Consider the following 22,403-nt stretch of genomic DNA (forward strand, 5'->3'; position numbering starts at 1 on the left):
TGATAAAAGGATTAATCCCGAAGTTCTAAGGGGTTATTCATTATCTTAGAGACGTTATCCAAATTGTCTGTCTTTTGTACATGAATACTCTTGATTCTGGAAGGATCGGTTAATGGATTTCCCATTAAGGTTGCCGAAGGAGTACTTCTAACTAAAGACATGTCTTTTCCTTTGGATTTAGCAGACATCGCCGCATTAGGATTCTTCTTCAAAGCCTCTCTTAATTTTTCAAGTGCTTTTCTGTTCGTTTTTACCAGGTAGTTTGGAATTCCAAACAGCGTACGATCGTTACTCATCTTCTCAAATCCTGCGTACTGGAAAAAAACTTCATTCCTTGCATCCTTCACTTCTAGGATTAAGCCTGGTAAGCCTTGCAATTTCCACGGGCCATAAGGAAAGGGCAAGTCGGCAGCAAACCAAGCTATATATCTCCTTCCCCTAAATTCCGTATCAGCCCGTTGGCAGGAGTATCCGCCTATTTCTTTAATTTCATCGCTTATTTTCCAGTTAACAGCCGGATAAGTACCATCCAGTAAATATTGTTCATCGCCTAACTTATATAATTCCTTAAATTTTTGACTTGCCGGTTGGAAGTAATAAGACTCACTTGTTGTTCTGCTACTTCCGGTGATCGTTATGTTGCCGTCAAACGCAGGATCTTCCATCTGTTTTTCCAGACTTTCTTTCATTCTTTCCTCGGTATAGGTGGCGTATAACGAAGCGTCTTTTCCAATATAAAGTACCATTTCCTCCTCGTGCTGTTTGGATCTTTGCGTCGTGTCGTTAATATGAATGAATTTATAATAACATTTGGCTAATACAGGTTCTGTTTCTTGTGCTTTCAAGGCAACATGTAGAAAAAGGATCGCGAATGCAAAAGATATTTGTTGGATGGTTTTCATAATACAATTGTTTATAAATACGAATATATAGTAATATTACGAATTTTTCGTAGATACAAATAAATTAATTTTCACTCTTCAAAAGATAACTCATAAAATGATCTTATAAACGTTGGATATCGTATGACCATGATCGTATTAAACTTCTATTAAGAAGTAAAATTAATAGGATTTAATACGGATTTTATTCGGACTTTGTTCGGACCTTATTCGGACAAAAGCGAATAAAGTCTTATTTATTTCCTATTTTTATTATATTTGTTAAAGACTTAATTGATATTTTATACATAAGATATCTGCTTTTTAAAGGCAAGCATTATAAACCTTAAATGAACCAATTATGGGAAGAGTGATCAACGGCGCTAATGGCGCAATTTCAGGTAAAGTAGGAAGTGTAGTTTTTTGCAAGTGGAAAAACATCGATTATGTAAGAGGATTACCGCGTATAAACCGTAATAGAAAAGCTACTGAAGAGCAAGGGAAACAGCGCAGCAAATTCGGCTACATGCAAGACATTTTGGGATCTATTGTTCCATTGGTGAGACTTGGATTTATGAACTATGCCCCTAATAGGACTGGTCATAATTCGGCCATGTCACATAATATTAAGCATGCAATCACTGAAACTGAAGCAGGCTTGAGAGTTATCCCAGAAAACTTTATGATCAGTGGTGGCATATTACCTGCACCAAGGGAAGCCAGTATTAGCCAGGAAGGAAACGACTTTATTTTTAAGTGGGCATATGATGCTATAAATGTAGATCGCAGTCATGCTGGAGATAGAACACTTCTACTCATCACTGATTTTAAAGAATCTCCAAATTATACAAAATCAGGTGGTTTTAGAGATCAGGGAGAAGACCGTTTAACCATGTTTCGAGAAAAATACAGATCTGGCACAATACTACACGGTTATATGGCGTTCTTTGCTACAGACGGCAGTAATAACAGCTCTAACAGTGTTTATGTCGGATCAATAGAAGTCAAATAAATTACAAATTTTTACCTACATTTATGTTAAAACAATGTAGGTTAATGATCAAATATGCTCATGGAAAATAAAGAGAGCCCATCACAAAATAAATTCATGATCTGGCTAAAGAGAGTGGGTTTTTGGGGCTTTCTATTTTTTCTACTGAAAGGAATTGTCTGGTTGATATTAGGGTACTGGGTGTTAAAGTAGTCTTCAAATGTTTTCGGATTAGACAAACTGAAAAAATAAAACATGAATATTTTAGGGAAAGCACAAGCAACGTATGATGCCATAGTGATAGGATCAGGTATCAGCGGTGGATGGGCGGCAAAAGAACTATGTGGTAAGGGCCTTAAAACACTTGTGTTAGAGCGTGGCGGTATGGTAAAACACATTCAAGATTACCCTACCGCCATGAAAGCTCCTTGGGAATTTCCATACCGTGGCGCACTTCCCCAAAAAACAGCCACTGCTAATCCGATTGTTTCCCGTTGCTATGCCTTTGATGATACAACCGAACACTTTTTTGTAAAAGATCAAGAGCATCCCTATATTCAAGAGAAACCATTCGACTGGATCAGAGGTTATCAAGTCGGAGGTAAATCATTATTATGGGCTCGACAGACTCAGCGCTGGAGTGATTATGAATTTGACGCCCCTGCGCGCGATGGCTTTGCAGTAGATTGGCCTATCCGCTATCGAGATCTAGCACCGTGGTATAGTTATGTTGAAAAGTTTACAGGCATCAGCGGTACACGAGACAATATTCCGAATCTTCCCGACAGCGAGGTGCTCCCGGCTTTTGAAATGAATGCGCTCGAAAAGCATATTAAGACCAAAGTGAAGGAGCACTTTCCTGAAAGGCATGTTATTATTGGCCGCTGTGCCCATCTTACACAACCGCAGGAAATACACGTTAAACAAGGACGTGGTCAATGTATGGCCCGCCATCTCTGTCACAGAGGGTGCCCTTTTGGCGCTTACTTCAGTTCTAATTCATCTACTATCCCTTGGGCACAGGCAACAGGTAATCTCACATTAATGACCGATCAGGTGGTCCATTCTATTCTATATGATGAGCATAAAGGAAAGGCAATAGGTGTACGGACCGTAAATCGACACACGAAAGAGATACAAGAATATTATGCTAAGATTATTTTTGTGAATGCTTCTGCCTTAAATACCAATTTGATTTTATTGAATTCTACATCATCCCGTTTCCCAGAAGGTTTGGGAAATGATAATGAGTTATTAGGCCGATATATCGCTTTTCACAATTATCGCGGAAACATTTCCGCCTCTTTTGAAGGTTTATCTGATAGCTATTACTACGGTCGAAGACCGACTAGTATTTTTATGCCTTCGTTCCGAAACGTATTCAAGCAAGAAACTGATTTCCTGAGAGGATATATGGTCGCATTCAATGCAAGCAGAGCGGGCTGGCCCCGTTCTTCCGACGGACTTGGTGCCACTTTTAAAGATCAGTTAACAGCAGCAGGACCGTGGCAGGTATTTATGATGATGCAAGGAGAGACCGTGCCGCAATATGAAAACCATGTGCGCCTTAGTCAAGACCAGCAAGATCCTTGGGGAATTCCACAGCTCATCACCTCTGTTGACTATACGGACAATGATGTTAGACTGATGCATGATTTTTTGGAGCAGGGTACCGCTATGCTCGAAAAATCAGGCTGTCATAGCATCAGTCAGCTTGATCGTCACGATGCCCCAGGATTAGACATACATGAAATGGGTGGTGTACGTATGGGACATGATCCTAAAACATCTCTTTTAAATAAGTGGAACCAATTACATCACTGCAAAAATGTTTTTGTAACGGATGGTGCCTGTATGACTTCCACAGGCAATCAAAACCCTTCTCTTACCTATATGGCTCTGACCGCCCGTGCCGCTGACTATGCCGCAAAAGCCTTATCCAAAGGAGAAATTTAATTAAGTTATGGTATGAAAGAGATAGCAAGAATGATGATGGTTGGTGGAGGGATTATCATGCTTATCGGCCTGACCATTTATTTCGCAGGAAGTTATTTTAAATGGTTTGGTAGGCTACCAGGAGATATCCGTATCGAAAAACCCGGATTTAACTTTTATGCGCCTATCATCAGTATGCTGATTATCAGTGGTATCATTAGCTTGTTAGTATGGCTTTTTAAAAAGCTTTTTTGATAAAACAAAGGCCTCTTAAATTATGAATAGAAGAAAGTTCATTTCGGGCGTTACACTTGGAGGCACCTATCTAGCCACGCAGCCTTCCATAACCTTAGGATCAAACATCGGACAGACCTATCACACTAAACTTCGGGAGTTTTCCGCAGACATTGTGGTTGTTGGCGGTGGACTGGGAGGTTGTGCAGCGGCTCTTGCCGCCCTACGTAATGGGCAACGCGTTATTTTAGTAGAAGAAACAGACTGGTTAGGTGGCCAGTTAACACAGCAGGGGGTGCCGCCCGATGAACACCAATGGATAGAAACACAGGGTGCTACAAAATCTTACCGTACGTTCAGGGATAAGGTTCGGTCGTTTTATGTACGAAATTATCCGCTGACAGAAGAAGCGAAGAGCCGAAAATACCTCAACCCCGGTGATGGATCGGTATCGAGGTTATGCCACGAACCATGTGTTGCGCTCGCTGTACTAGCGGAATTATTGGCACCCTATCTAAGTAATAGGAAACTGACTTTGCTCATGGAATACCGTGCTATACGTGCAGATGTAGAAGGAGAGCAAGTGGCCACCATTGAAGTGCAGCATCAAAAAGACGGAACTAAGTTGGCATTACACGGCCAGTACTTTATAGATGCCACAGAGCTCGGAGACTTACTCCCGCTCACGGGAACTGAATATGTGAAAGGCACGGAATCTAAAAAGGAAACAAATGAACTGCATGCACCTGAAATAAGCGACCCTGAAAACCAGCAAGCTTTCACGATGTGTTTAGCGATGGACTATATCGAGGGAGAGGATCATCTAATAGATAAGCCTAAAGATTATGCCTTTTGGCGAGATTTTGTGCCGGATATGCAACCCTCGTGGTCCGGAAAATTACTGGACTTATCCTATTCGAGTCCGCGCACCCTTCAACCCACAAAATTAGGTTTTCATCCACAAGGTGACGAAACTGGAAAAATGTTAAACCTTTGGAATTATAGGAAGATCATTAATAAACATAACTTCTTGCCAGGCAACTACAGCGGCGACATTAGTATCATGAATTGGCCTCAGAACGATTATTTTCTAGGAAGTCTACCAGATGTAAGCGACGAGACATTCAAAAAACATGTTGATGCCGCGAAGCAGTTAAGTTTATCGCTCTTTTATTGGTTGCAAACCGCCGCTCCACGACCTGATGGCGGAGAAGGCTGGCCAGGATTAAGACTTAGAGGAGATATTTTGGGAACAACGGATGGCCTGGCTAAATACCCATACGTAAGGGAGTCACGGCGTATAAAAGCACTCTTCACTGTTTTGGAGGAGCATGTGGGTGCGGAGAACAGGGCTTTCGTGAGTAATGAGCACCAAAAAGCTGACGAATTTTATGATAGCGTAGGCATTGGCTACTATCATATCGATTTGCATCCTAGTACGCAAGGCAATAATTATATTGATTTTGGTTCGCTGCCTTTTCAAATCCCATTGGGTGCATTGATCCCGATCCGGATGAAGAATTTATTAGCAGCCAATAAAAATATCGGCACGACCCACATCACCAATGGCTGTTATCGCCTACATCCGGTTGAATGGAATATTGGAGAGGCTGCTGGTTTATTAGCAACTTATACCTTAAGTAAGAAGACTACACCTCACGCAGTTAGAGCAAATGAGACACTACTAAACGATTTTCAGCAGTTTTTGCGAAAAGAAGGCATTGAAACGATTTGGAAAAACATCTAGTGATAATCTAACATTTAAAAACAATTATTCTTCAATCGTGTACAGTGCTTCGATCTCTTCATCACTGATTCGTCTATTATAGCGTCTGAGCTCATCGACTTGACCTTTGAAATACGATAGATAATCTCCGGTATCATGGCCGCCGTAATGCCAAGTGGCTCCCATAGTCTGTGAGTCACCCTCAAGATCGTCCATTAAAAACCAGTTCGCGAGGTAAGGAGCCGATGTTTCCAGTTTATTATCGACAAAGATTTCAACGAACTCATCAGCATCGGACCATCGAACAACAATATGATGCCATCTATTGGGCCTAATAATTGATACAGTTTGTAGCGGATTAAAGGATGACATACTATCTCGACTCCCCCATCTGTTAACATCTGAAATAAGTGAAACTTCACCTTCGCTTACTCCTAATCCATATCGAAGTACCCCCAATTGCTGATTTCCTTTAGCGAATAAATATGTTTGATACCTCGTTGTATCCGGAATACTTACCCAAAATGAGAGGGTCCCTAACGAATTCCCCATTCCAACATCTATATTCAGATAATTCTTACTTAAACATAGCGATGACTTGGGTCTATTAAAGCGATCATGTGAATAGGTAGCGCCATGTGTGTCATATGTTACGTCCGTTATTGTTTCAGTGCTATTTCCATCAAATGGAAAATACATCTCCAGGCCCTCTTCTAGGTTAACCTTATCAATAGGCTCTAAACCTGTCCCTTTATTACACGATACCAATAGGCCTATGAATAATAGACTACATAAAAAAAATGAACTAGTAAATATTGATTTCATAATTCAGGTGTTTTTTATTATAGATTGTGAAATCAAAATTATATAAAATATCAGGTCAGTGCCCCCGTTCTCCCTTTCTGTTAAAAAATCGTGTATTATTGTCTAAGTATGGCATTTTAAATGTTCCGCGCCCCGACTATTAGCTCCATATTTTCTCATTATTCTCTATTGCTGTTTTTTAATTATGATAATTTGAGATAGTTAAGAAATAAATAAAGCGGATATCTCACGACAGCGCGACAGCAACAGCGCCAATAAAAACATCGGCACTACCTGCATTACGAATGGCTGCTATCGCTTACATCCGGTTGAATGGAATATTGGAGAAGCTGCTGGTTTATTAGCTGTATATGCCATCCATAAAAAGGTTGCGCCGCAGACTGTTAAAGCAACGAAGACACTGCTAACCGAATTTCAACAGTTCGTGAGAAAAGAAGGCATAAACGGTGTGAAAAAAGATCTAGCGATAATTTAAGATTTAAAGACAATTATTCTTCAATCGTGTACAGGGCTTCAATCTCTTCATCACTGATTCGTCTATTATAGCGTCTGAGCTCATCGACCTGACCTTTGAAATACGATAGATAATCTCCGGTATCATGACCGCCGTAACTCCAAGCGGCTCCCATAGTTTCAGTCTCTTCATATTCATCTTCAGTTACCAAACGCCAGCCTTCTAAGTAAGAAGCTGATGCTTCCAGTTTATTATCGACAAAGATTTCAACAAACTCATCAGCATCGGACCATCGAACAACAATATGGTGCCATTTATTCGGTTTGATAACGGATGCAGTTACTAGGTCGTCAAAATACGATATACTGTCAACCCCCCATCGGTCTCGATTTGAAATAAGTGAAACTTTACCTTCGCTTACTCTTAATCCATATCGAAGTACCCCCAATTGCTGATTCCCTTTAGCGAATAAATTTGGTTGAAATCTTGTATCCGGAACACTTACCCAGAAGGAGAAAGTACCTACCGAGTTCCCCATTCCAACATCTATATTCAGATAGTTCTTACTAAAACATAGCGATGACTTGGGTCTATTAAAGCGATCATCTGTGTATGTAGCGCCATGTGTGTCATACGTTACGCCCGTTATTGTTTCAGTGCTATTTCCATCGAATGGAAAATACATCTCCAGGTCCTCTTCTAGATTAACCTTATCAGTAGGCTCTAAACCTGTCCCTTTATTACACGACACCAATAGGCTTATGAATAATAGACTACATAAAAAAAATGAACTAGTAGATATTGATTTCATAATAGGTATTTTTTATTTATAGATTGTGAAATCAAAATTATATAAAATATGAGATCAGTCACCTCGTCCTCTTTTTTTGTTAAGAAAACGTGTATTGTTGTCTATATATGGTGTTTTTGAGATAGGAGTATTGATTATTAGTTCCATATTTTCTCATTATTCTCTGTTGGAATTTATTAATTCTTTCATATAATTGAAATAGTTAAGAAATAAATAAAGCGGATATCTCCCGACAACCGCTTTACACTAACTAAACTAAACAAAATATAAACCATCGATATATGGTGATCTTTATATCTTTTCATTAAATAATACGGTATTCCCAAAGGGATCAATGAGTGTCATTGATGATTTAATTTTAAAGTTCCGGTCCGTCATCCCAACACGAAGGACCGAGAACTTTAAACCAACCAAACCTAACATGAAACATGTTTTCCTTTACATTGTTTAAGATCCTAATTTAGTTTTGAATATTATTTAGAATCATTATCAATTACAACGCAAGTATAGCTCTTATTTAGAACAAGTACAAATAATATTTATAGAAATTTTTATATCGCTAAAAAACAGTGTATAGAAGATCCTTTGCTAGGCCGCCTCCTTATAATAAATCGTTTGTGAAATATTGCTATTTTTGTTGGTCGGTGCTAATTATTGTAAGTCGACATGGATGCTTAAACCTGTTATTCCCAGATAGATGAATATTATTTTGCTTTTAGCCAAACGCCTGCTTTTTTCTATCCTATTTCTCACGGTCGTTAGCACAGCTTTATCATGCGCTCAGTTAACCGTTACCGAAATAACGTCAAATAATGCAGTGGGAGCTGTTGTAAGAGATTCCCTTACTACGCAGTATGTAGATAGCATGGATTACTTTTCCAGACTATATACTCTTGCGAACGACACCGCTGGAAAATGGCCTGTTTTGAATCAACCTCTTCCTTTACAAGGTGCTATTTTACCTTATAACCGGATTATTGCCTTTTATGGCAATCTCTACTCCACTAGAATGGGTATCTTGGGGGAGCTTCCACCTAAGCAAATGTTGGCAAAGCTTGATCAAGAAGTAGCAAGATGGAATCGGGCAGATAGCAGTTTAAACGCCATACCTGCTCTTCACTATATTGCCGTTACTGCCCAAGGGGATCCCGGTAAAGATGGGAAACACCGTCTGCGCATGCCAAGTAAACAAATAGACTCTGTTCTAAGCATTGCTGCCATGCGTGACCACATGCTTGTTTTCTTGGATATACAAATTGGTCTAAGTAATCTAGAACAAGAAATTCCCCGTTTGGAAAAGTATCTTCAGTTGCCCTTTGTGCATCTTGGTATCGATCCAGAATTCTCTATGAAAGATGGAAGCAAACCGGGTTCAAGGATTGGAAACTTCCATGCACAAGATATTAACTATGCATCGGATTTTTTAGCGCAATTGGTAAGAAAATATAGACTCCCTCCTAAAATATTAGTGGTACACCGTTTTACAAAGGCGATGGTTCAACAGTATCAAGCTATTAAACTCAGGGAAGAAGTACAATTTGTAATGGAAATGGATGGCTGGGGAGCCCCAGAATTAAAGAAAGGCACCTATAGGCATTTCATTTATGCGGAGCCTGTACAATTTACAGGATTCAAGTTATTCTATAAAAATGACATCAAACAGGCTCCAAAAAGAATGCTTACACCCGAAGAGTTGCTAAAATTAAAGCCAAAACCAATCTACATTCAATATCAATAGGCAAATAACCATCAACGTTAGTTATTTGCCTATCTATCATGGTTAATGATCTTGGCTTTTTAGAAATTTCTGTAATTTAGGTTGGATAACAGCTGCACAATAAGGGTTATCTGGATTATTATTAAAATAATCATGATGATAATCCTCCGCTTCATAAAAGGTTTTTGCATCCACTACCTCTGTTACAATTGGATCATCATATATTTTCTCTTCAGACAATTTGTTAATAAGCGTTTCCGCTTCAAACTTTTGCTCCGGTGTATGATAAAAAATAGCAGAACGATATTGTGTGCCAATATCATTACCTTGGCGATTTAATGTTGTCGGATCATGCGTTTTAAAAAATATACCAAGTAGCTTTTTATAAGAAAGCTTATCGGGATCATAATCTATTTGAACCACCTCGGCATGTCCCGTTTCACCTGTACAAACTTCCTTATATGTTGGGTTTTCTTTATGCCCTCCCATGTAGCCAGGTAAAACAGTATTTACCCCCTCAAGCTGTTGAAAAATCGCTTCTGTACACCAGAAACAACCACCTCCGAATGTTGCCTTCATACGATTAAGTTAAAAAATTAAAATTAAAAATTAAAAAAGCTATTAGCTATCAGCTTCTATTATACTTCTGCTCGCTCGCAACTCACAACTTAAAAAAGAGACTGCTGTCCATTATCATCTAAATCGATATCATCTGGATTCGTAATTTCAAAATCTACCTTTGGTTTGGGCTTTGCTATTGGCTCTTCGTTATTTGACCCTTCGCCATCAGTTGCGTCATCTTCTTCTGCACCCGTCCCAGATTCTTCAACAGCTATCTCTGATTCTTCTGCATCAGCTGTCTCCATTTTCGATACGACTTCATTTGTTTTCTTATTCAGATCTTCTTCCGCTGTTAACAGTGCTACTTTACGGATATCATGCTGACTAAGGCGGTTACCCTGTGCCTTCATTCCTTTGACATCAACAATTTCATTAAGATGTTGTTCTAACGATTCAGCATTTTGACTTTTACCTTTCAATAAATCTATCTGAACGACAGGGTCATTTCCATTTGTAAGCAGGATTAGTTTAGACCCTGGCTCTTCATTAATAATCGACGTACTTTTCCCCAAAGGTGTATTTTCAAATAAGAATCGCTTAACCAAGTAATTACCTGATTTACCATCCAAATGAACAGCAGTATAGACATGGTTCGCATGATACTTTTCAATCCGGATCATTTTAGGATCAAAATGATTGGTCAATTCGAAGCTACTCAAATTATAAGTACCGTCGGGCATTACAATCAAAATACGGTCATCTCCATCGAATTCGCCCAAGTACTTTCCTCTCCCATCAACATTTAAACGATGAAGTATATCGTCGTACCAAATCTTTCTGCCTGCGAGTGTAGATACCCCTTTTGACTTCAAAATAATCTTCTTGATAGGGTATTTACTTACAATATTTCCTTGCGAACCTCTTCCTTTAATCGCGATATCTGCAAAATCCAAATCAAACTGCAATTTACGCAATTTAGAATGGGGTTTCAGTTGTACATTTACTACTTCTGCCTCTCCATTCGGGTTAGCAGTGAAGTACACAATTTTGGATCCTTTGCTACCCTTGGTTAGATCGTATGCTTTATCACGCGTTACACCCAAAATGGAAAAACGTTTGACGTAGGAAACACCCGTCTTGGCATCTCGATAGATTAGATTATATACCGTTCGTTCATCCCCTTTCTTGAACACACCTACATGGATAATGTCTTTTCCTGCAAAAACTTTATCTTGCACTTTGGTAACTAAACAGGTACCATTCTCGTGGAACGTAATGATATCATCAATATCTGAGCAGTCGCCCACATACTCGTCCTTTTTAAGACCAGTACCAATGAAACCGTCTACCCGATTTACATAAAGTTTAACATTTGCCAAAGCAACTTGCGCCGCCTCTACTTTTTCAAACACACGCAATTCAGTTTTTCGCTCACGCCCTTTTCCATATTTTTGTTTCAACCGCTCATACCAGGCGATAGCATAATCTGTCAGATGTCTTAAATGATGCTTTACTTCTTTGATTTCCTCTTCCAAGGCCTTCATTTGCTCATCAGCTTTTGTCACGTCAAAACGAGTGATACTACTCATAGGTTTATCTATAAGCTTTTTATAGTCCTCCGCTAAGATTTCGCGATAAAATTGATGGAAGAATGGTGTAAACAATCGATTCAAAACGCCTACCACCACCTCGAAATTTCCGGAATTTTCATAGCCGGGATGCTTATACATCCCTTCTTGTATAAATATTTTCAGCAATGAGCTAAAAAAGATCTTTTCAAGCAGTTCATTCAGCCTAATCTCGAGCTCCAACTTGAGTAATGCTTTTGTGTTTTTCGTGTTTTCTATGAGTATATCATTCACACTCATGAAATGAGGCCGCTCATTACGAATCACGCAAGTATTAGGAGAGATAGATACCTCGCAATCGGTAAAAGCAAAAAGTGCGTCAATCGTTACATCTGGTGAGATTCCAGGTGCCAAATGGACCATAATCTCTACCGAAGCTGCTGTATTATCTTCTATCTTCTTAATTTTAATCTTACCCTTATCATTTGCTGCGATGACACTATCTATCAATCCCCCCGTAGTCGTCCCAAAAGGTATTTCAGTTATAGCTAATGTCTTTTTATCACGCTCTTCAATTCTTGCTCGTACTTTTACTTTACCTCCTCTAAGACCTTCATTATAAGTAGAGACATCTGCCAATCCACCAGTAGGGAAGTCAGGCAATAAATTTGGCCGACCTCCACGCAATACTTCTACAGAACCATCAATAAGTTCAATAAAATTATGGGGCATAATTTTGGTAGCCAAACCAACGGCAATACCTTCTGCACCTTGAGCCAATAGCAGCGGGAATTTAACCGGCAAAGTTACAGGCTCCTTATTTCGCCCGTCGTAGCTTAATTGCCACTCGGTAGTATCTGGATTAAACACCACATCATTGGCAAATTTACTAAGGCGTCCCTCGATATAACGCGGTGCAGCGGCAGAATCACCCGTTGTTGGATCTCCCCAGTTTCCTTGGCAATCAATTAAAAGATTTTTTTGACCAATCTGCACCATGGCATCGCCAATAGAAGCATCTCCATGAGGGTGATACTTCATCGTATTCCCGATTACGTTGGCTGCTTTGTTGAAGCGGCCGTCGTCCATTTCCTTTAAAGAATGGAGAATTCTGCGTTGAACAGGTTTTAATCCGTCATTAATATGTGGAACAGCGCGATCTAATATTACGTAAGAAGCGTAATCAAGAAACCAGTTTTCATACAATCCGGAAAGCGGGATCGTTAGGTTATGACTCAGTTCTTCATCGTTGCTATTTTTAGAAAGTTCGTTGTTATCTATTTCTTCGCTCATGTTTTTTTTTATCAACTTTTAGCATCTGAAATCGGTATTCGGCTTCTATTTCTTGGAATATTTACGTCTTGGTAAAGGTCATATGCAATTACCTTTGTACCGAACACTGCTTTAACCATTGCATCATTTTCGCTGTAAAAATACTAAACAAATTGGTATTTTATGAAGCGATTACCTCCCTAATATATCGCGCATCTTTAAATTGCATATAAAGGGTGCTTTGTATATGTTTGTAACATAGTGTTTATTCGCATAAATTTAACCATATTTTTTTATCATGAGCAAAATATTATACTCTTTACCTCTCCTTATTTTGTTGCTTGCTGCATGCAATAGCAGTCAGAAAAATACCGACACTACGGATTCTGCTGCTTTTAAGAGCATAACGGAGCTTGGCTTTTCCAGCTATGTTAAAGATTTAGCCGCCGACAGCTTCGAGGGCAGAAAACCCTTTACTAATGGTGAAAAAAAGACCATTGCTTACATCAAAAATGCATTCGAAGAAATTGGCCTTACACCTGGTAATGGCGAAAGCTTTTTTCAAAAAGTACCTATGGTAGAAATAAAATCCACACCCAATAGTATCTTATCATTTAATGGTGCGAAAGGTAAAATTGATTTTAAATTACTTGAAGAGGCTGTGTTGGGCAGTAGGCGCGTGCAGCCCAGCATCGATGTAAAGACCTCTGAAGTTGTTTTTGCTGGTTTTGGCATTGTTGCCCCAGAATTTAAGTGGAATGATTATGCCGGTTTAGATGTGAAAGGAAAAACGGTGATCGTGATGGTAAATGATCCGGGATATTATAATAAAGATCTTTTTAAGGGAAGTAATATGACTTATTATGGACGTTGGACATATAAATTTGAAGAAGCTGCCCGGCAGGGAGCTACCGGTGTTTTAATTATCCACGATACCGGTGCGGCTAGTTATGGTTGGCATGTTGTGAGGAGTGGGTGGAGCGGTCCGCAGCTCAATCTCCAAACTGCGGATAATGGTGCGTCAAGAGCAGCCTTCGAAGGATGGCTTAATGCCGATGCTGCCAAAAGATTATTTGAATTTGCCGGTGTTTCTCCTGACCTAATAGAAGAAGCTAAAAAACCTGGGTTTAAAGCAGTAGATCTAAAGATTAATACAGGAGTGGCCATTAAACAAGAAGTGAAGAAATCCACTTCCAACAATGTCATTGCCAAAATAGCAGGAAGTCAACGTCCGGAAGAATGTATCATCTATTCTGCCCATTGGGACCATTTAGGTATTGGTGAGGCTATTAAAGGCGATTCTATCTATAACGGTGCGGTGGATAATGCAACGGGCGTTGCCGGTTTACTGGAAATAGCGAAAGCGTTCAAAAATGCAAAGAGAACACCTGAACGCTCCATTTTATTTATAGCACTTACTGGAGAAGAAGAGGGATTACTTGGTTCTGAGTATTATGCAACACACCCTATCTATCCATTAGCTAAAACAGTGGCCAACCTGAACATGGATGCGATGGCCCCTATTGCCAAAACGAAGGATGTTACTATTGTAGGGCTGGGGCAGTCGGAAATGGATGACTACGCCGACCGAGCGGCCAAGAAACAACATAGGGTTATCCTTGCTCCGGCGGACGCTACCAATGGCTGGTTTTATCGCTCCGATCATTTTAACTTTGCTAAAGTAGGCGTACCCGCTTTGTACCCAGCCACTGGTGACGACGTTATCGGCAAAGGCAAAGATTTTGGTTTAGCGCAAAAGGCTGATTACAACAAAACACGCTATCATCAACCCGGAGATCAATATGATGATTCTTGGAAGCTAGATGGTATCATAGCAGATTTGCAGCTACTCTTCGATGTCGGTTATACGCTAAGTATGGAAACCACCTTCCCAAAATGGAAAGAAGGTTCGGAATTTAAGGCGGTAGGTGAGAAACGGTAAGTAGTTGTTGAGCAGTCGGAGTAGTTAAGTTGCGCGTTGCCGGTTGCGAGTTGTCAGTTCTTTTAAATCCACAACTCGTAACTCACAACTAATGTTAATACTCCGGTAATACAGGTTTGGTTCCCATTATATTGTTTATTTCATCCAATACATTCGCTGTTAATTTTGGGAGCACTTCCAAGGCCTTGAAATTTTCTTGAAGTTGGCTCTCCTTTGTAGCACCTAAAATGGCTGTAGAGACGTGCGGATTAGCAATAGTCCATGCTATTGATAACGTAGCAAGACTTGCACCCAAATCGTTCGCCAGTTTTCCCAGGTTTCTTACCGCATTTAACTTTTGCTCCGTATACGATTTATCTTTCAGCCATCCGTAACCCTCCAAGGTAAGTCGAGAGCCCTCCGGAATACCATCATTGTATTTGCCCGTCAGCAAGCCAGAAGCAAGCGGGCTCCAAATAGTAGTTCCCATACCTAGATTATGGAAAATTGGCAAATAATCTACTTCCACTTTTTGCCTATTAAACAAATTGTATTCAGGTTGCTCTACGACAGGTGCCTCTAAATTTAATCTAGCGGCTATTGCATGCGCTTCTACAATTTCTGCAGCACTCCATTCACTCGTTCCCCAATAAAGAATCTTACCCTGTTCAATGAGTGTGTTCATCGTGCGCACCACTTCTTCAATAGGCACATTCTTATCTGGACGGTGGCAGTAATACAGATCAAGGTAATCTACCTGTAAGCGTTTTAATGCCTCATGGCACGCTTCTACGATATGTTTACGTCCTAAACCATGTTGATTAGGCTTTTTATCTTTCCCTCTCCAACCAAAAAATACTTTGCTTGACACGACAAAAGATGTACGATCCCAATTCTTTGCCTTCAACACTCTTCCCATCATTTTTTCTGATTCCCCTCCTGCATATACTTCTGCATTGTCAAAAAAATTCACGCCGGCATCATAGGCGATTCCCATAAGACGATCACTTAATCCATCGTCCACCTGCTTAGCAAAAGTAACCCAGGATCCAAACGATAGCGCACTCAATTGTAAACCGGTACGGCCCATTCTTCTATATTCCATCATCGTTGATTGTTAATATTGAACGTAGGTAAAACTAAAGAATGGTTGGAAAAGTTTGCACGAAAAGAAAAATGATGACATTATATTGATGAGCCTTTTTAATTGAAGGGCTGCCAAGCGAATAATGGTTTAATGGAGAGATAAAAGAAAAAGTATCAAGATAAAGAGCTGAGCATTTTAAATTGCCCGATACTCCTATCTTGATACTTATGTCTTGGTACTTGATACTTATATCTTGATACTATTCTCTAATACCCTGGATTCTGTACCAGTTTGCCATTTCTATTCATTTCATCGCGATGGATACTGATAAAGTACATTTTATCTAACCATTGACGATTTTCGATACCGGGATCGAGCTCTGATGGTGCATAGGTATAATTATAGTTTGCTGGATCATACTTATAAACCCGTACTTGGCTCCCCTGTTTCAGCGCACCAAAAATGCGGATGATCCTTATTTTATTTCCTAAAGTGGTTGGTGCGATCATCCATCTGCGTGCATCGAAGAAGCGATGTTCTTCATAAGCCAATTCAACTCTTCGCTCATTCCGGTACCGCTGACGCAAGGCATCTCCCGCTTCTGAAATTGCTGGCATACCGGCTCTAAAGCGGATTTTATTTAACCAGTTTCTAGCTTCTCCATCTTCTCCCAATTCTATACAGGCCTCCACATAATTTAAAACAGCCTCTGTATACTTCAATACTGGCCAAGGAACAAATTGACGCGTATTTTGATCAACCACCGCTGGATCTGGATCTGTAAATTTCCGGAAGTAGTAACCTGTGTGCGTGCCGTTCCAATCTTCGACCGGACTGTTTCTGGTATCCAAACCATATTGTGTTGCAGTACCTCCTGACGCGTTGGTAACCTGGTATTGACCGGTCTGTATTTGATTATTAGGGTCTCTTCCTTTTACGTCATCTGTTCTCGGTTTCCAGTCTGATCCATCGTGTAAAATGGTAGCAGATAACCTAGGATCGCGATTTTGATAGGGAGCAGCCGCGTGCGCAGGGTTATCCCAACTAAACTTACTACCATCTAACATTTCATAATCATCCACTAAATTCTGTATTGGTGTATTCCCAGCCCAGTTATGATAGCCATTTGGTCCATTATTTCTGCCCAGCCAGTTTCCTGCTTCATCCTTCAAATCCACAAAAAACCTTCCTAATAATATCTCCCGTGCTCCATCGCCAGCAACCGCTTTGCTTCCTCCCCCTAAAGAAAGTACCATATAATTTTCTTCTCCTTCTTCCGGCGTTGCAGGAGCTGTTAAATCTAGCTTATAAGCATAGGCCGTTTGGTTAATTACAGCCAATGCGGCTTCCTTCGCTTTCTGCCAGCGTTCCATACGGTTGCCGCTCGTATACCCTAAGTATTCTTTATTGCTGTAACTTGAAATAGTTGGTGATTTAGAAGAGGCCGTGGGCATATCATGTAAATCACTTGCGGCATATAGCAGTACCCTTGCTTTTAATGCCATTGCTGCTGCTTCACCGGCTCTTCCCTTCGCTGCACTCAATCCTGTCAGCAAACTGATGGCAGTATCACAATCGGCAACAATGAAGTTCACGCATTCCTCATATGTATTTCGCGGAGCTGTATAATCAGCTTCACCCAGTTCATACGGCCTATCAATTAAAGGCACTGCTCCGTAAAAGCGAAGAAGCTGTTGATAATAATAAGCACGTAAAAAGTGTGCTTCACCTTTTAAGCGCTCCACCAAATTATTTGCATTTTCAAATTGAGGTGCGCTGAGATTTTTCAGCGCTATGTTACTTGCCCGCACCCTGGTATAAACAGAGTCCCAAAGATACGTTTTCTTGATCTGTCCCTGATCGGCCGGGTTGGAGCGAGATTCCGTAATGGTGTTGATCCCCCTGCCCGGGTGGGTAAACATAGACTCATCTGTTAACGATGATTGCATCTCCTCTTCGAAGCCTCCCTGCCCAAGGCCATTATATATTTCAAGTACGAAAGCCTCTGCTAAACCTGCATCGCTCCAAACTACTTCTTGCGGTACTTCTGTTAGCGGTTCGGTGTTCAAAAATTCAGTCTTACAGGAAACTATTCCTATAGTCATCACCGCTAATAATATTTGTATTATTCTAATATTCTTTTCCATGATTTTCTTTTTAGAATGTTACAGCTAATCCGGTATTAAGAATTCTCGATTGTGGATAATACTGACCTAACACATTCGTTGATTCCGGATCATACGCTTTCATCTTACTGAAAGTTAACAGATTGAACCCACTAACATACACCCTTAGATTGCTTATTCCGATCTTCTCTCCAATTTTTGTGGGTAATGTATAACCTAGTTCCACATTTTTTAAGCGGATATAATTGGTGCTCTGTAACCAGTATGTATTATTGTTAGAATAATATTGGTCGCTACGATCCGTAATTCTTGGATGCTCGCTGCTAGGGTTTTCAACTGTCCATCTATTTTCGTAAAACTCTAAAAGGTAATTTCCGATAGCGCCCGATTCATCAGAAGCCACCCTCAATTCACCCCCTGAAGCACCTTGGAAAAGTACAGTAAGATCAAAGTTTTTATACTGAAGGCCAATATTTAAACCACCTTGAAATGTTGGTTGCCTATTTTTATCCCTTCTTATACGATCGTCTGGTGTAATTTTTCCATCGCCATCGTAATCTTGATATTTCATATCTCCCGGCCTTATGTTGTTGGTAATTGCGCTATAATCTAAGGTGTTAGCAGCAATATCGGCCTCATCTCTGAAAACGCCATCATATATATAATATAACTGCGCATCCGACACTCTTCCGGTAGTGCGTTGCCATTCTGGCGCTCCCGGTGCTTCATCCCAGAATTTTATTTTATTTTTAGTGTAGCCACCATTAACACTTACGTTGTACTTCAAATCGCCCGCCGTACCGTTGTAGCCTACATTGAACTCCCATCCCTTGTTATCTACTTTTCCGATGTTCTCTGCCGGCAAGGTCATTCCTGTACTTTGTGGAATGGAGGCATTTCGTTGCCATAAGATATTGGAACGTTTATTCATAAAAACATCCAATTCAAAATTTATCTTCCCATCCATTAGCTGTCCGTCCAAGCCAAGGTTATAATTGTCGGCCACCTCCCAGGTAACAAAAGCATTTGGTACCCTTGACTCATAGAGGGATTTAACCAATAAACCGTCTACAATATAGGTTCCATAACCATATGTAGAATAGTATTGATATTCCTGCAGCTTCGCATCATCTTCCAAATATTGTCCTTCTGCGTAGTTATTTTTAAAGTAGATGTTATCATTACCCATTCTTCCCCAAGAACCCCTTAACTTTAAATAGTTCACAAATGGCACATTCTCTTTCCAGAAATTCTCTTCCGAAATTCTCCATCCAGCTAACACACCCGGGAAGAAACCGAAACGGCTATTCTCGGGGAACATATAGGAGCCGTCATAACGCCATAAGAATTCAGCGATGTATTTTTCTTTATAGTTGTAACCAACCCTTCCAAAATAATTTAAACGCGCACGATTCCACGCACCTCCATTATTGTTCTTTTCGCGCTCTCCCCCTGCAACCAGTTGATCGATAGCGGTTGATATGAAATAACGTCTATAGGCATTGAAGTTTTCATTATCAATTGTTTCTCTATTTACACCCGCCATCACGTTAAACGTATGATCGCCAAACTTCTTATCATAATTTAACACACCTCCCAGCAACACATTTAGCTGATCTTCGCTTGCTTGGGTTAAACGTGGATCCGCCGGACCTCGTTTTCCTCGCACCAATTGAGGTGTTACACCATCTTGCTCATAAGCGCCTTGCCAAGTATAGAGAAACCAAGGTGTTTCCCATTTCTTAGACTGCTTCATGAATTTATCCACAGAAGCTGTTCCTGTAAATTTCAATCCTTCCACACCAGGGATGGTAATATCCAATTGACCATTGGTTTGGAAATAGTATTGTTTATTATTGTCGTAACCTGTTTGATCTGTAGTAATGACTACCGGATTCTCTCCATTTTCAATATCAGGGCCAGGCATTCCATTTGGCCAGAAAGCTGGCTGCGTTGGATTTCCGCGCATAAGCATTCTAAAAATGGTCCCCGCTGATTTTGTTGGAAAACTACGATTCTCCTGTCTTCCTAGGATACCTATCTTCGCGGTTACGTACTTACTAATTTTGGCATCCATATTAATACGGATATCATATTGCTTATACCCAGTAGCAGAATTTTTATAGTAGCCATCTTGATTTTGATAGCCAATGGAGGTCAGATAGGTAAAATCTTCCGATCCACCGGTTAGCTGTACATTATGTCTGGCTTGCGGCGACCATGTTTTTAACGTCGATCCATACCAATCGGTATTAGGATGACCCCAGGGGTCTGATCCATCTCGGAACTGTTGAAACTCAGCCGGTTGAAAGGGTGCTGTTAATACCGAACCGCTTGGTCTGGTATATTGCCCCTCTTGTTTCAAGGCTGTGCTAGCATTCCCCCATTCTGCAACGGGCAATTTGAACAGTTCGAGCTCATTCCGCATCTCTGCATATTGAGCAGCATCAGCTAGCTCAGGAATAACAGTAGGCTGCGAAAATCCTTGGTTGTAGGTATATGAAAGCAAAGGACGACCTGATTTACCTCTTTTTGTGGTAACAAGTATAACACCATTTGCTGCTCTTGCCCCATAAATTGCTGCCGCTGCATCTTTCAGGACAGAGATATTATCAATATCCGCAGGATTTAATCGTTCAATCCCTCCTTGTCTGGCAGGTATTCCGTCAATAACTACCAGTGGACTGCTGTTACCTAGGGTGTTCGTTCCCCTAATTTTAATGTTAGATCCATCTCCACCGGGCTCTCCACTGTTCTGAGTGGCAATAACGCCTGGAAGCCTTCCTGCTAGTGAATTTGAAACGTTTAGTGAAGGTGATTTTACCAATTGGTCGCTTTTCACAGAAGCGACCGAACCAGTTACCGTTTCCTTTTTCTGTGTTCCATAACCCACCACGACCACCTCCTCCAGATTGGCAACGTCATCTTGCAAGGTGATTGTGATCGTGCTTCGATTATTAACGGGCTGTTCTTGCGTTTTATAGCCCACCATAGTAAAAACTAAGGTAGCATTCGCGGGTACGTTTTCCAGTCGGAATTTACCGTCAATATCGGTAGTTGTTCCCTTCTGAGAACCTTTTACAAGTACACTGACCCCTGGAACTCCTTCGCTCCCAGCCATCTCGTTTACTTTTCCGGTAATAGTTAGTTGTTGTTGATTGGATAGACTTACAATCTTTTCCTCTAAAATATCAGGTAGTCCTGCTGCGGTGTTTTTCTTGGGAGAGTAGACAAAAGCTACAAGCAAAAAACCACATACCAGTCTCCTGATACTACATTGATTTGCATTGGTCATAATAGTAGGTATTTGTTTAAAGTTTATATTAGCACATCATAATTGTATATTAAACATTTATTTCACATAGACATTACAGTTAGATTTATAAACACCTTTTTTATTTTAATCCTATTTTAATTGGCGGCGGTAAACATAAGCATTGCTATTTTACCATGCAAGAAAAAATCGAAAATTGTGTACAACTTACACCAAATATTTGAAAAGAAAATTTTGAAATTTGTTGCCTAAATTGGCAGGGAAAAAACATGAAGTTAAAGAAAAACAGATAATACGGTCTGCAAAGAAACGCTTCTTAACAGACAGCGAGAATTAATCGAAGTGTGCAATTAATTGATATAAGGTTGCAGTACCGTTTGCCAACGGTCGTACCCTTGCGTATTGAGATGCAATCTGTCGTTTTTAAATAGCGTGTCATCCGGTTTCCCATCGGTTCCAAAAAGGGGAGATGCTACATCAATATAAGCAGCATTTTTATTTCTCTTGAGGAATTTCCGGATTTTCACATTCGCTTTCCTGACCTCATCAAAACCCTTTGTGCGACTATTACTAAATTTTATAGAGAGAAAATAAATGGGCGTTTCGGGCTGTTTTGCCCGTATCAGCCTCCATAATTGTTTGAAGCTTGCAAATACTTGGTTGGCAGATTTGCCATTATTAATATCATTTTCGCCGGCATATATAAAAATTTTGCTTGCTTCGTAAGGATATACAATAGCATCCATATAATAGGCCGGAAAATGAGCGAGCTCGCAGCCACCTACTCCCCTTTTTATGATCTGTTTATCAGGAAATCGCTGCTCTAAATCACCCCACAATCGAATGGAAGAACTTCCTATGAAGAGAATCCCCCCCTTTGCTGGCATCTTTAAAGAATCGGCTTTCTTAAAAGCAATGATTTCATTCTCAAATGGGTACGCTTCTTTATGCTGCGCGTAAGTAGTTGTAATAAAAGCGATAAAGAAAAAGCTCCAGATTATCGTGATTTTTTTCATGGTA

At 40.2% G+C, this 22,403-nt stretch carries 16 protein-coding genes; 7 read left to right on the forward strand and 9 right to left on the reverse strand.

Features of this window, described 5'->3' with window-relative positions:
* Window positions 1-11: 11 nt before the first annotated feature.
* The gene (locus BMY50_RS20405; RefSeq protein WP_093328337.1) at window positions 12-902 is read right to left on the reverse strand and encodes a GLPGLI family protein; all 891 of its coding nucleotides are present in this window, start codon (window positions 900-902) and stop codon (window positions 12-14) included.
* A 340-nt stretch (window positions 903-1,242) separates the two neighbouring features.
* On the opposite strand from BMY50_RS20405, the gene BMY50_RS20410 reads away from it, so the two are divergent.
* The 4 genes from BMY50_RS20410 (at window position 1,243) to BMY50_RS20430 (ending at window position 5,788) form a co-directional block, all read left to right on the forward strand.
* The gene (locus BMY50_RS20410; protein ID WP_093328339.1) at window positions 1,243-1,893 is read left to right on the forward strand and encodes a DUF6266 family protein; all 651 of its coding nucleotides are present in this window, start codon (window positions 1,243-1,245) and stop codon (window positions 1,891-1,893) included.
* Window positions 1,894-2,127: 234 nt separating this feature from the next.
* Entirely contained in the window at window positions 2,128-3,828 is a 1,701-nt protein-coding gene (locus BMY50_RS20420) for a GMC oxidoreductase (protein ID WP_093328342.1), read from the forward strand.
* Window positions 3,829-3,840: 12 nt separating this feature from the next.
* Window positions 3,841-4,062, forward strand: a complete 222-nt coding sequence (locus tag BMY50_RS20425) for a DUF2905 domain-containing protein (protein ID WP_093328345.1) — start codon at window positions 3,841-3,843, stop codon at window positions 4,060-4,062.
* Window positions 4,063-4,084: 22 nt separating this feature from the next.
* Window positions 4,085-5,788 (forward strand): FAD-dependent oxidoreductase, encoded by a 1,704-nt coding sequence (locus BMY50_RS20430; protein ID WP_093328348.1) that lies wholly within the window; start codon window positions 4,085-4,087, stop codon window positions 5,786-5,788.
* A gap of 24 nt (window positions 5,789-5,812) precedes the next feature.
* Here the strand turns inward: BMY50_RS20430 and BMY50_RS20435 are convergent, their stop codons facing one another.
* Window positions 5,813-6,592, reverse strand: a complete 780-nt coding sequence (locus BMY50_RS20435) for a LamG-like jellyroll fold domain-containing protein (protein WP_093328351.1) — start codon at window positions 6,590-6,592, stop codon at window positions 5,813-5,815.
* A gap of 262 nt (window positions 6,593-6,854) precedes the next feature.
* On the opposite strand from BMY50_RS20435, the gene BMY50_RS20440 reads away from it, so the two are divergent.
* The gene (locus BMY50_RS20440; protein WP_262496935.1) at window positions 6,855-7,067 is read left to right on the forward strand and encodes an FAD-dependent oxidoreductase; all 213 of its coding nucleotides are present in this window, start codon (window positions 6,855-6,857) and stop codon (window positions 7,065-7,067) included.
* 13 nt (window positions 7,068-7,080) lie between these two features.
* Here the strand turns inward: BMY50_RS20440 and BMY50_RS20445 are convergent, their stop codons facing one another.
* The gene (locus BMY50_RS20445) at window positions 7,081-7,857 is read right to left on the reverse strand and encodes a LamG-like jellyroll fold domain-containing protein (protein ID WP_093328354.1); all 777 of its coding nucleotides are present in this window, start codon (window positions 7,855-7,857) and stop codon (window positions 7,081-7,083) included.
* Window positions 7,858-8,554: 697 nt separating this feature from the next.
* Here BMY50_RS20445 and BMY50_RS20450 point away from each other — a divergent pair.
* Entirely contained in the window at window positions 8,555-9,595 is a 1,041-nt protein-coding gene (locus tag BMY50_RS20450; protein ID WP_202907894.1) for a hypothetical protein, read from the forward strand.
* Window positions 9,596-9,637: 42 nt separating this feature from the next.
* Here the strand turns inward: BMY50_RS20450 and msrA are convergent, their stop codons facing one another.
* Together msrA and BMY50_RS20460 are read right to left on the reverse strand one after the other, a co-directional pair.
* Window positions 9,638-10,153, reverse strand: a complete 516-nt coding sequence (msrA, locus tag BMY50_RS20455; protein ID WP_093328358.1) for a peptide-methionine (S)-S-oxide reductase MsrA — start codon at window positions 10,151-10,153, stop codon at window positions 9,638-9,640.
* Window positions 10,154-10,242: 89 nt separating this feature from the next.
* The gene (locus BMY50_RS20460; RefSeq protein ID WP_093328361.1) at window positions 10,243-12,996 is read right to left on the reverse strand and encodes a DNA gyrase/topoisomerase IV subunit A; all 2,754 of its coding nucleotides are present in this window, start codon (window positions 12,994-12,996) and stop codon (window positions 10,243-10,245) included.
* A gap of 277 nt (window positions 12,997-13,273) precedes the next feature.
* Between BMY50_RS20460 and BMY50_RS20465 the strand changes: the two genes are divergently transcribed.
* On the forward strand, window positions 13,274-14,917 hold the full coding sequence (locus tag BMY50_RS20465; RefSeq protein WP_093328364.1) for a M28 family metallopeptidase: 1,644 nt from the start codon (window positions 13,274-13,276) through the stop codon (window positions 14,915-14,917).
* A gap of 94 nt (window positions 14,918-15,011) precedes the next feature.
* Here the strand turns inward: BMY50_RS20465 and BMY50_RS20470 are convergent, their stop codons facing one another.
* From BMY50_RS20470 to BMY50_RS20485, 4 genes are all read right to left on the reverse strand, one after another.
* Window positions 15,012-16,004 carry a potassium channel beta subunit family protein gene (locus tag BMY50_RS20470; protein ID WP_238383835.1) on the reverse strand — a complete coding sequence of 331 codons (993 nt, stop codon included), beginning with the start codon at window positions 16,002-16,004 and terminating at the stop codon, window positions 15,012-15,014.
* A gap of 245 nt (window positions 16,005-16,249) precedes the next feature.
* A complete protein-coding gene (locus tag BMY50_RS20475) occupies window positions 16,250-18,130 on the reverse strand; it encodes a RagB/SusD family nutrient uptake outer membrane protein (RefSeq protein WP_093328367.1) in 1,881 nt (626 codons plus the stop codon).
* 10 nt (window positions 18,131-18,140) lie between these two features.
* Entirely contained in the window at window positions 18,141-21,404 is a 3,264-nt protein-coding gene (locus BMY50_RS20480) for a SusC/RagA family TonB-linked outer membrane protein (protein WP_093328370.1), read from the reverse strand.
* Window positions 21,405-21,733: 329 nt separating this feature from the next.
* Window positions 21,734-22,399, reverse strand: coding sequence for a GDSL-type esterase/lipase family protein (locus tag BMY50_RS20485; RefSeq protein WP_093328373.1), 666 nt, complete (start codon window positions 22,397-22,399; stop codon window positions 21,734-21,736).
* Window positions 22,400-22,403: the final 4 nt, after the last annotated feature.

Source organism: Olivibacter domesticus, from assembly GCF_900109575.1.
Classification (GTDB): domain Bacteria; phylum Bacteroidota; class Bacteroidia; order Sphingobacteriales; family Sphingobacteriaceae; genus Olivibacter; species Olivibacter domesticus.

Coding starts and splice junctions, on each gene's coding strand:
- BMY50_RS20405 (WP_093328337.1), bottom strand. CDS start 902: ATGAAAACCATCCAACAAATATCTTTTGCATTCGCGATCCTTTTTCTA.
- BMY50_RS20410 (WP_093328339.1), top strand. CDS start 1,243: ATGGGAAGAGTGATCAACGGCGCTAATGGCGCAATTTCAGGTAAAGTA.
- BMY50_RS20420 (WP_093328342.1), top strand. CDS start 2,128: ATGAATATTTTAGGGAAAGCACAAGCAACGTATGATGCCATAGTGATA.
- BMY50_RS20425 (WP_093328345.1), top strand. CDS start 3,841: ATGAAAGAGATAGCAAGAATGATGATGGTTGGTGGAGGGATTATCATG.
- BMY50_RS20430 (WP_093328348.1), top strand. CDS start 4,085: ATGAATAGAAGAAAGTTCATTTCGGGCGTTACACTTGGAGGCACCTAT.
- BMY50_RS20435 (WP_093328351.1), bottom strand. CDS start 6,592: ATGAAATCAATATTTACTAGTTCATTTTTTTTATGTAGTCTATTATTC.
- BMY50_RS20445 (WP_093328354.1), bottom strand. CDS start 7,857: ATGAAATCAATATCTACTAGTTCATTTTTTTTATGTAGTCTATTATTC.
- BMY50_RS20450 (WP_202907894.1), top strand. CDS start 8,555: ATGAATATTATTTTGCTTTTAGCCAAACGCCTGCTTTTTTCTATCCTA.
- msrA (WP_093328358.1), bottom strand. CDS start 10,153: ATGAAGGCAACATTCGGAGGTGGTTGTTTCTGGTGTACAGAAGCGATT.
- BMY50_RS20460 (WP_093328361.1), bottom strand. CDS start 12,996: ATGAGCGAAGAAATAGATAACAACGAACTTTCTAAAAATAGCAACGAT.
- BMY50_RS20465 (WP_093328364.1), top strand. CDS start 13,274: ATGAGCAAAATATTATACTCTTTACCTCTCCTTATTTTGTTGCTTGCT.
- BMY50_RS20470 (WP_238383835.1), bottom strand. CDS start 16,004: ATGATGGAATATAGAAGAATGGGCCGTACCGGTTTACAATTGAGTGCG.
- BMY50_RS20475 (WP_093328367.1), bottom strand. CDS start 18,130: ATGGAAAAGAATATTAGAATAATACAAATATTATTAGCGGTGATGACT.
- BMY50_RS20480 (WP_093328370.1), bottom strand. CDS start 21,404: ATGACCAATGCAAATCAATGTAGTATCAGGAGACTGGTATGTGGTTTT.
- BMY50_RS20485 (WP_093328373.1), bottom strand. CDS start 22,399: ATGAAAAAAATCACGATAATCTGGAGCTTTTTCTTTATCGCTTTTATT.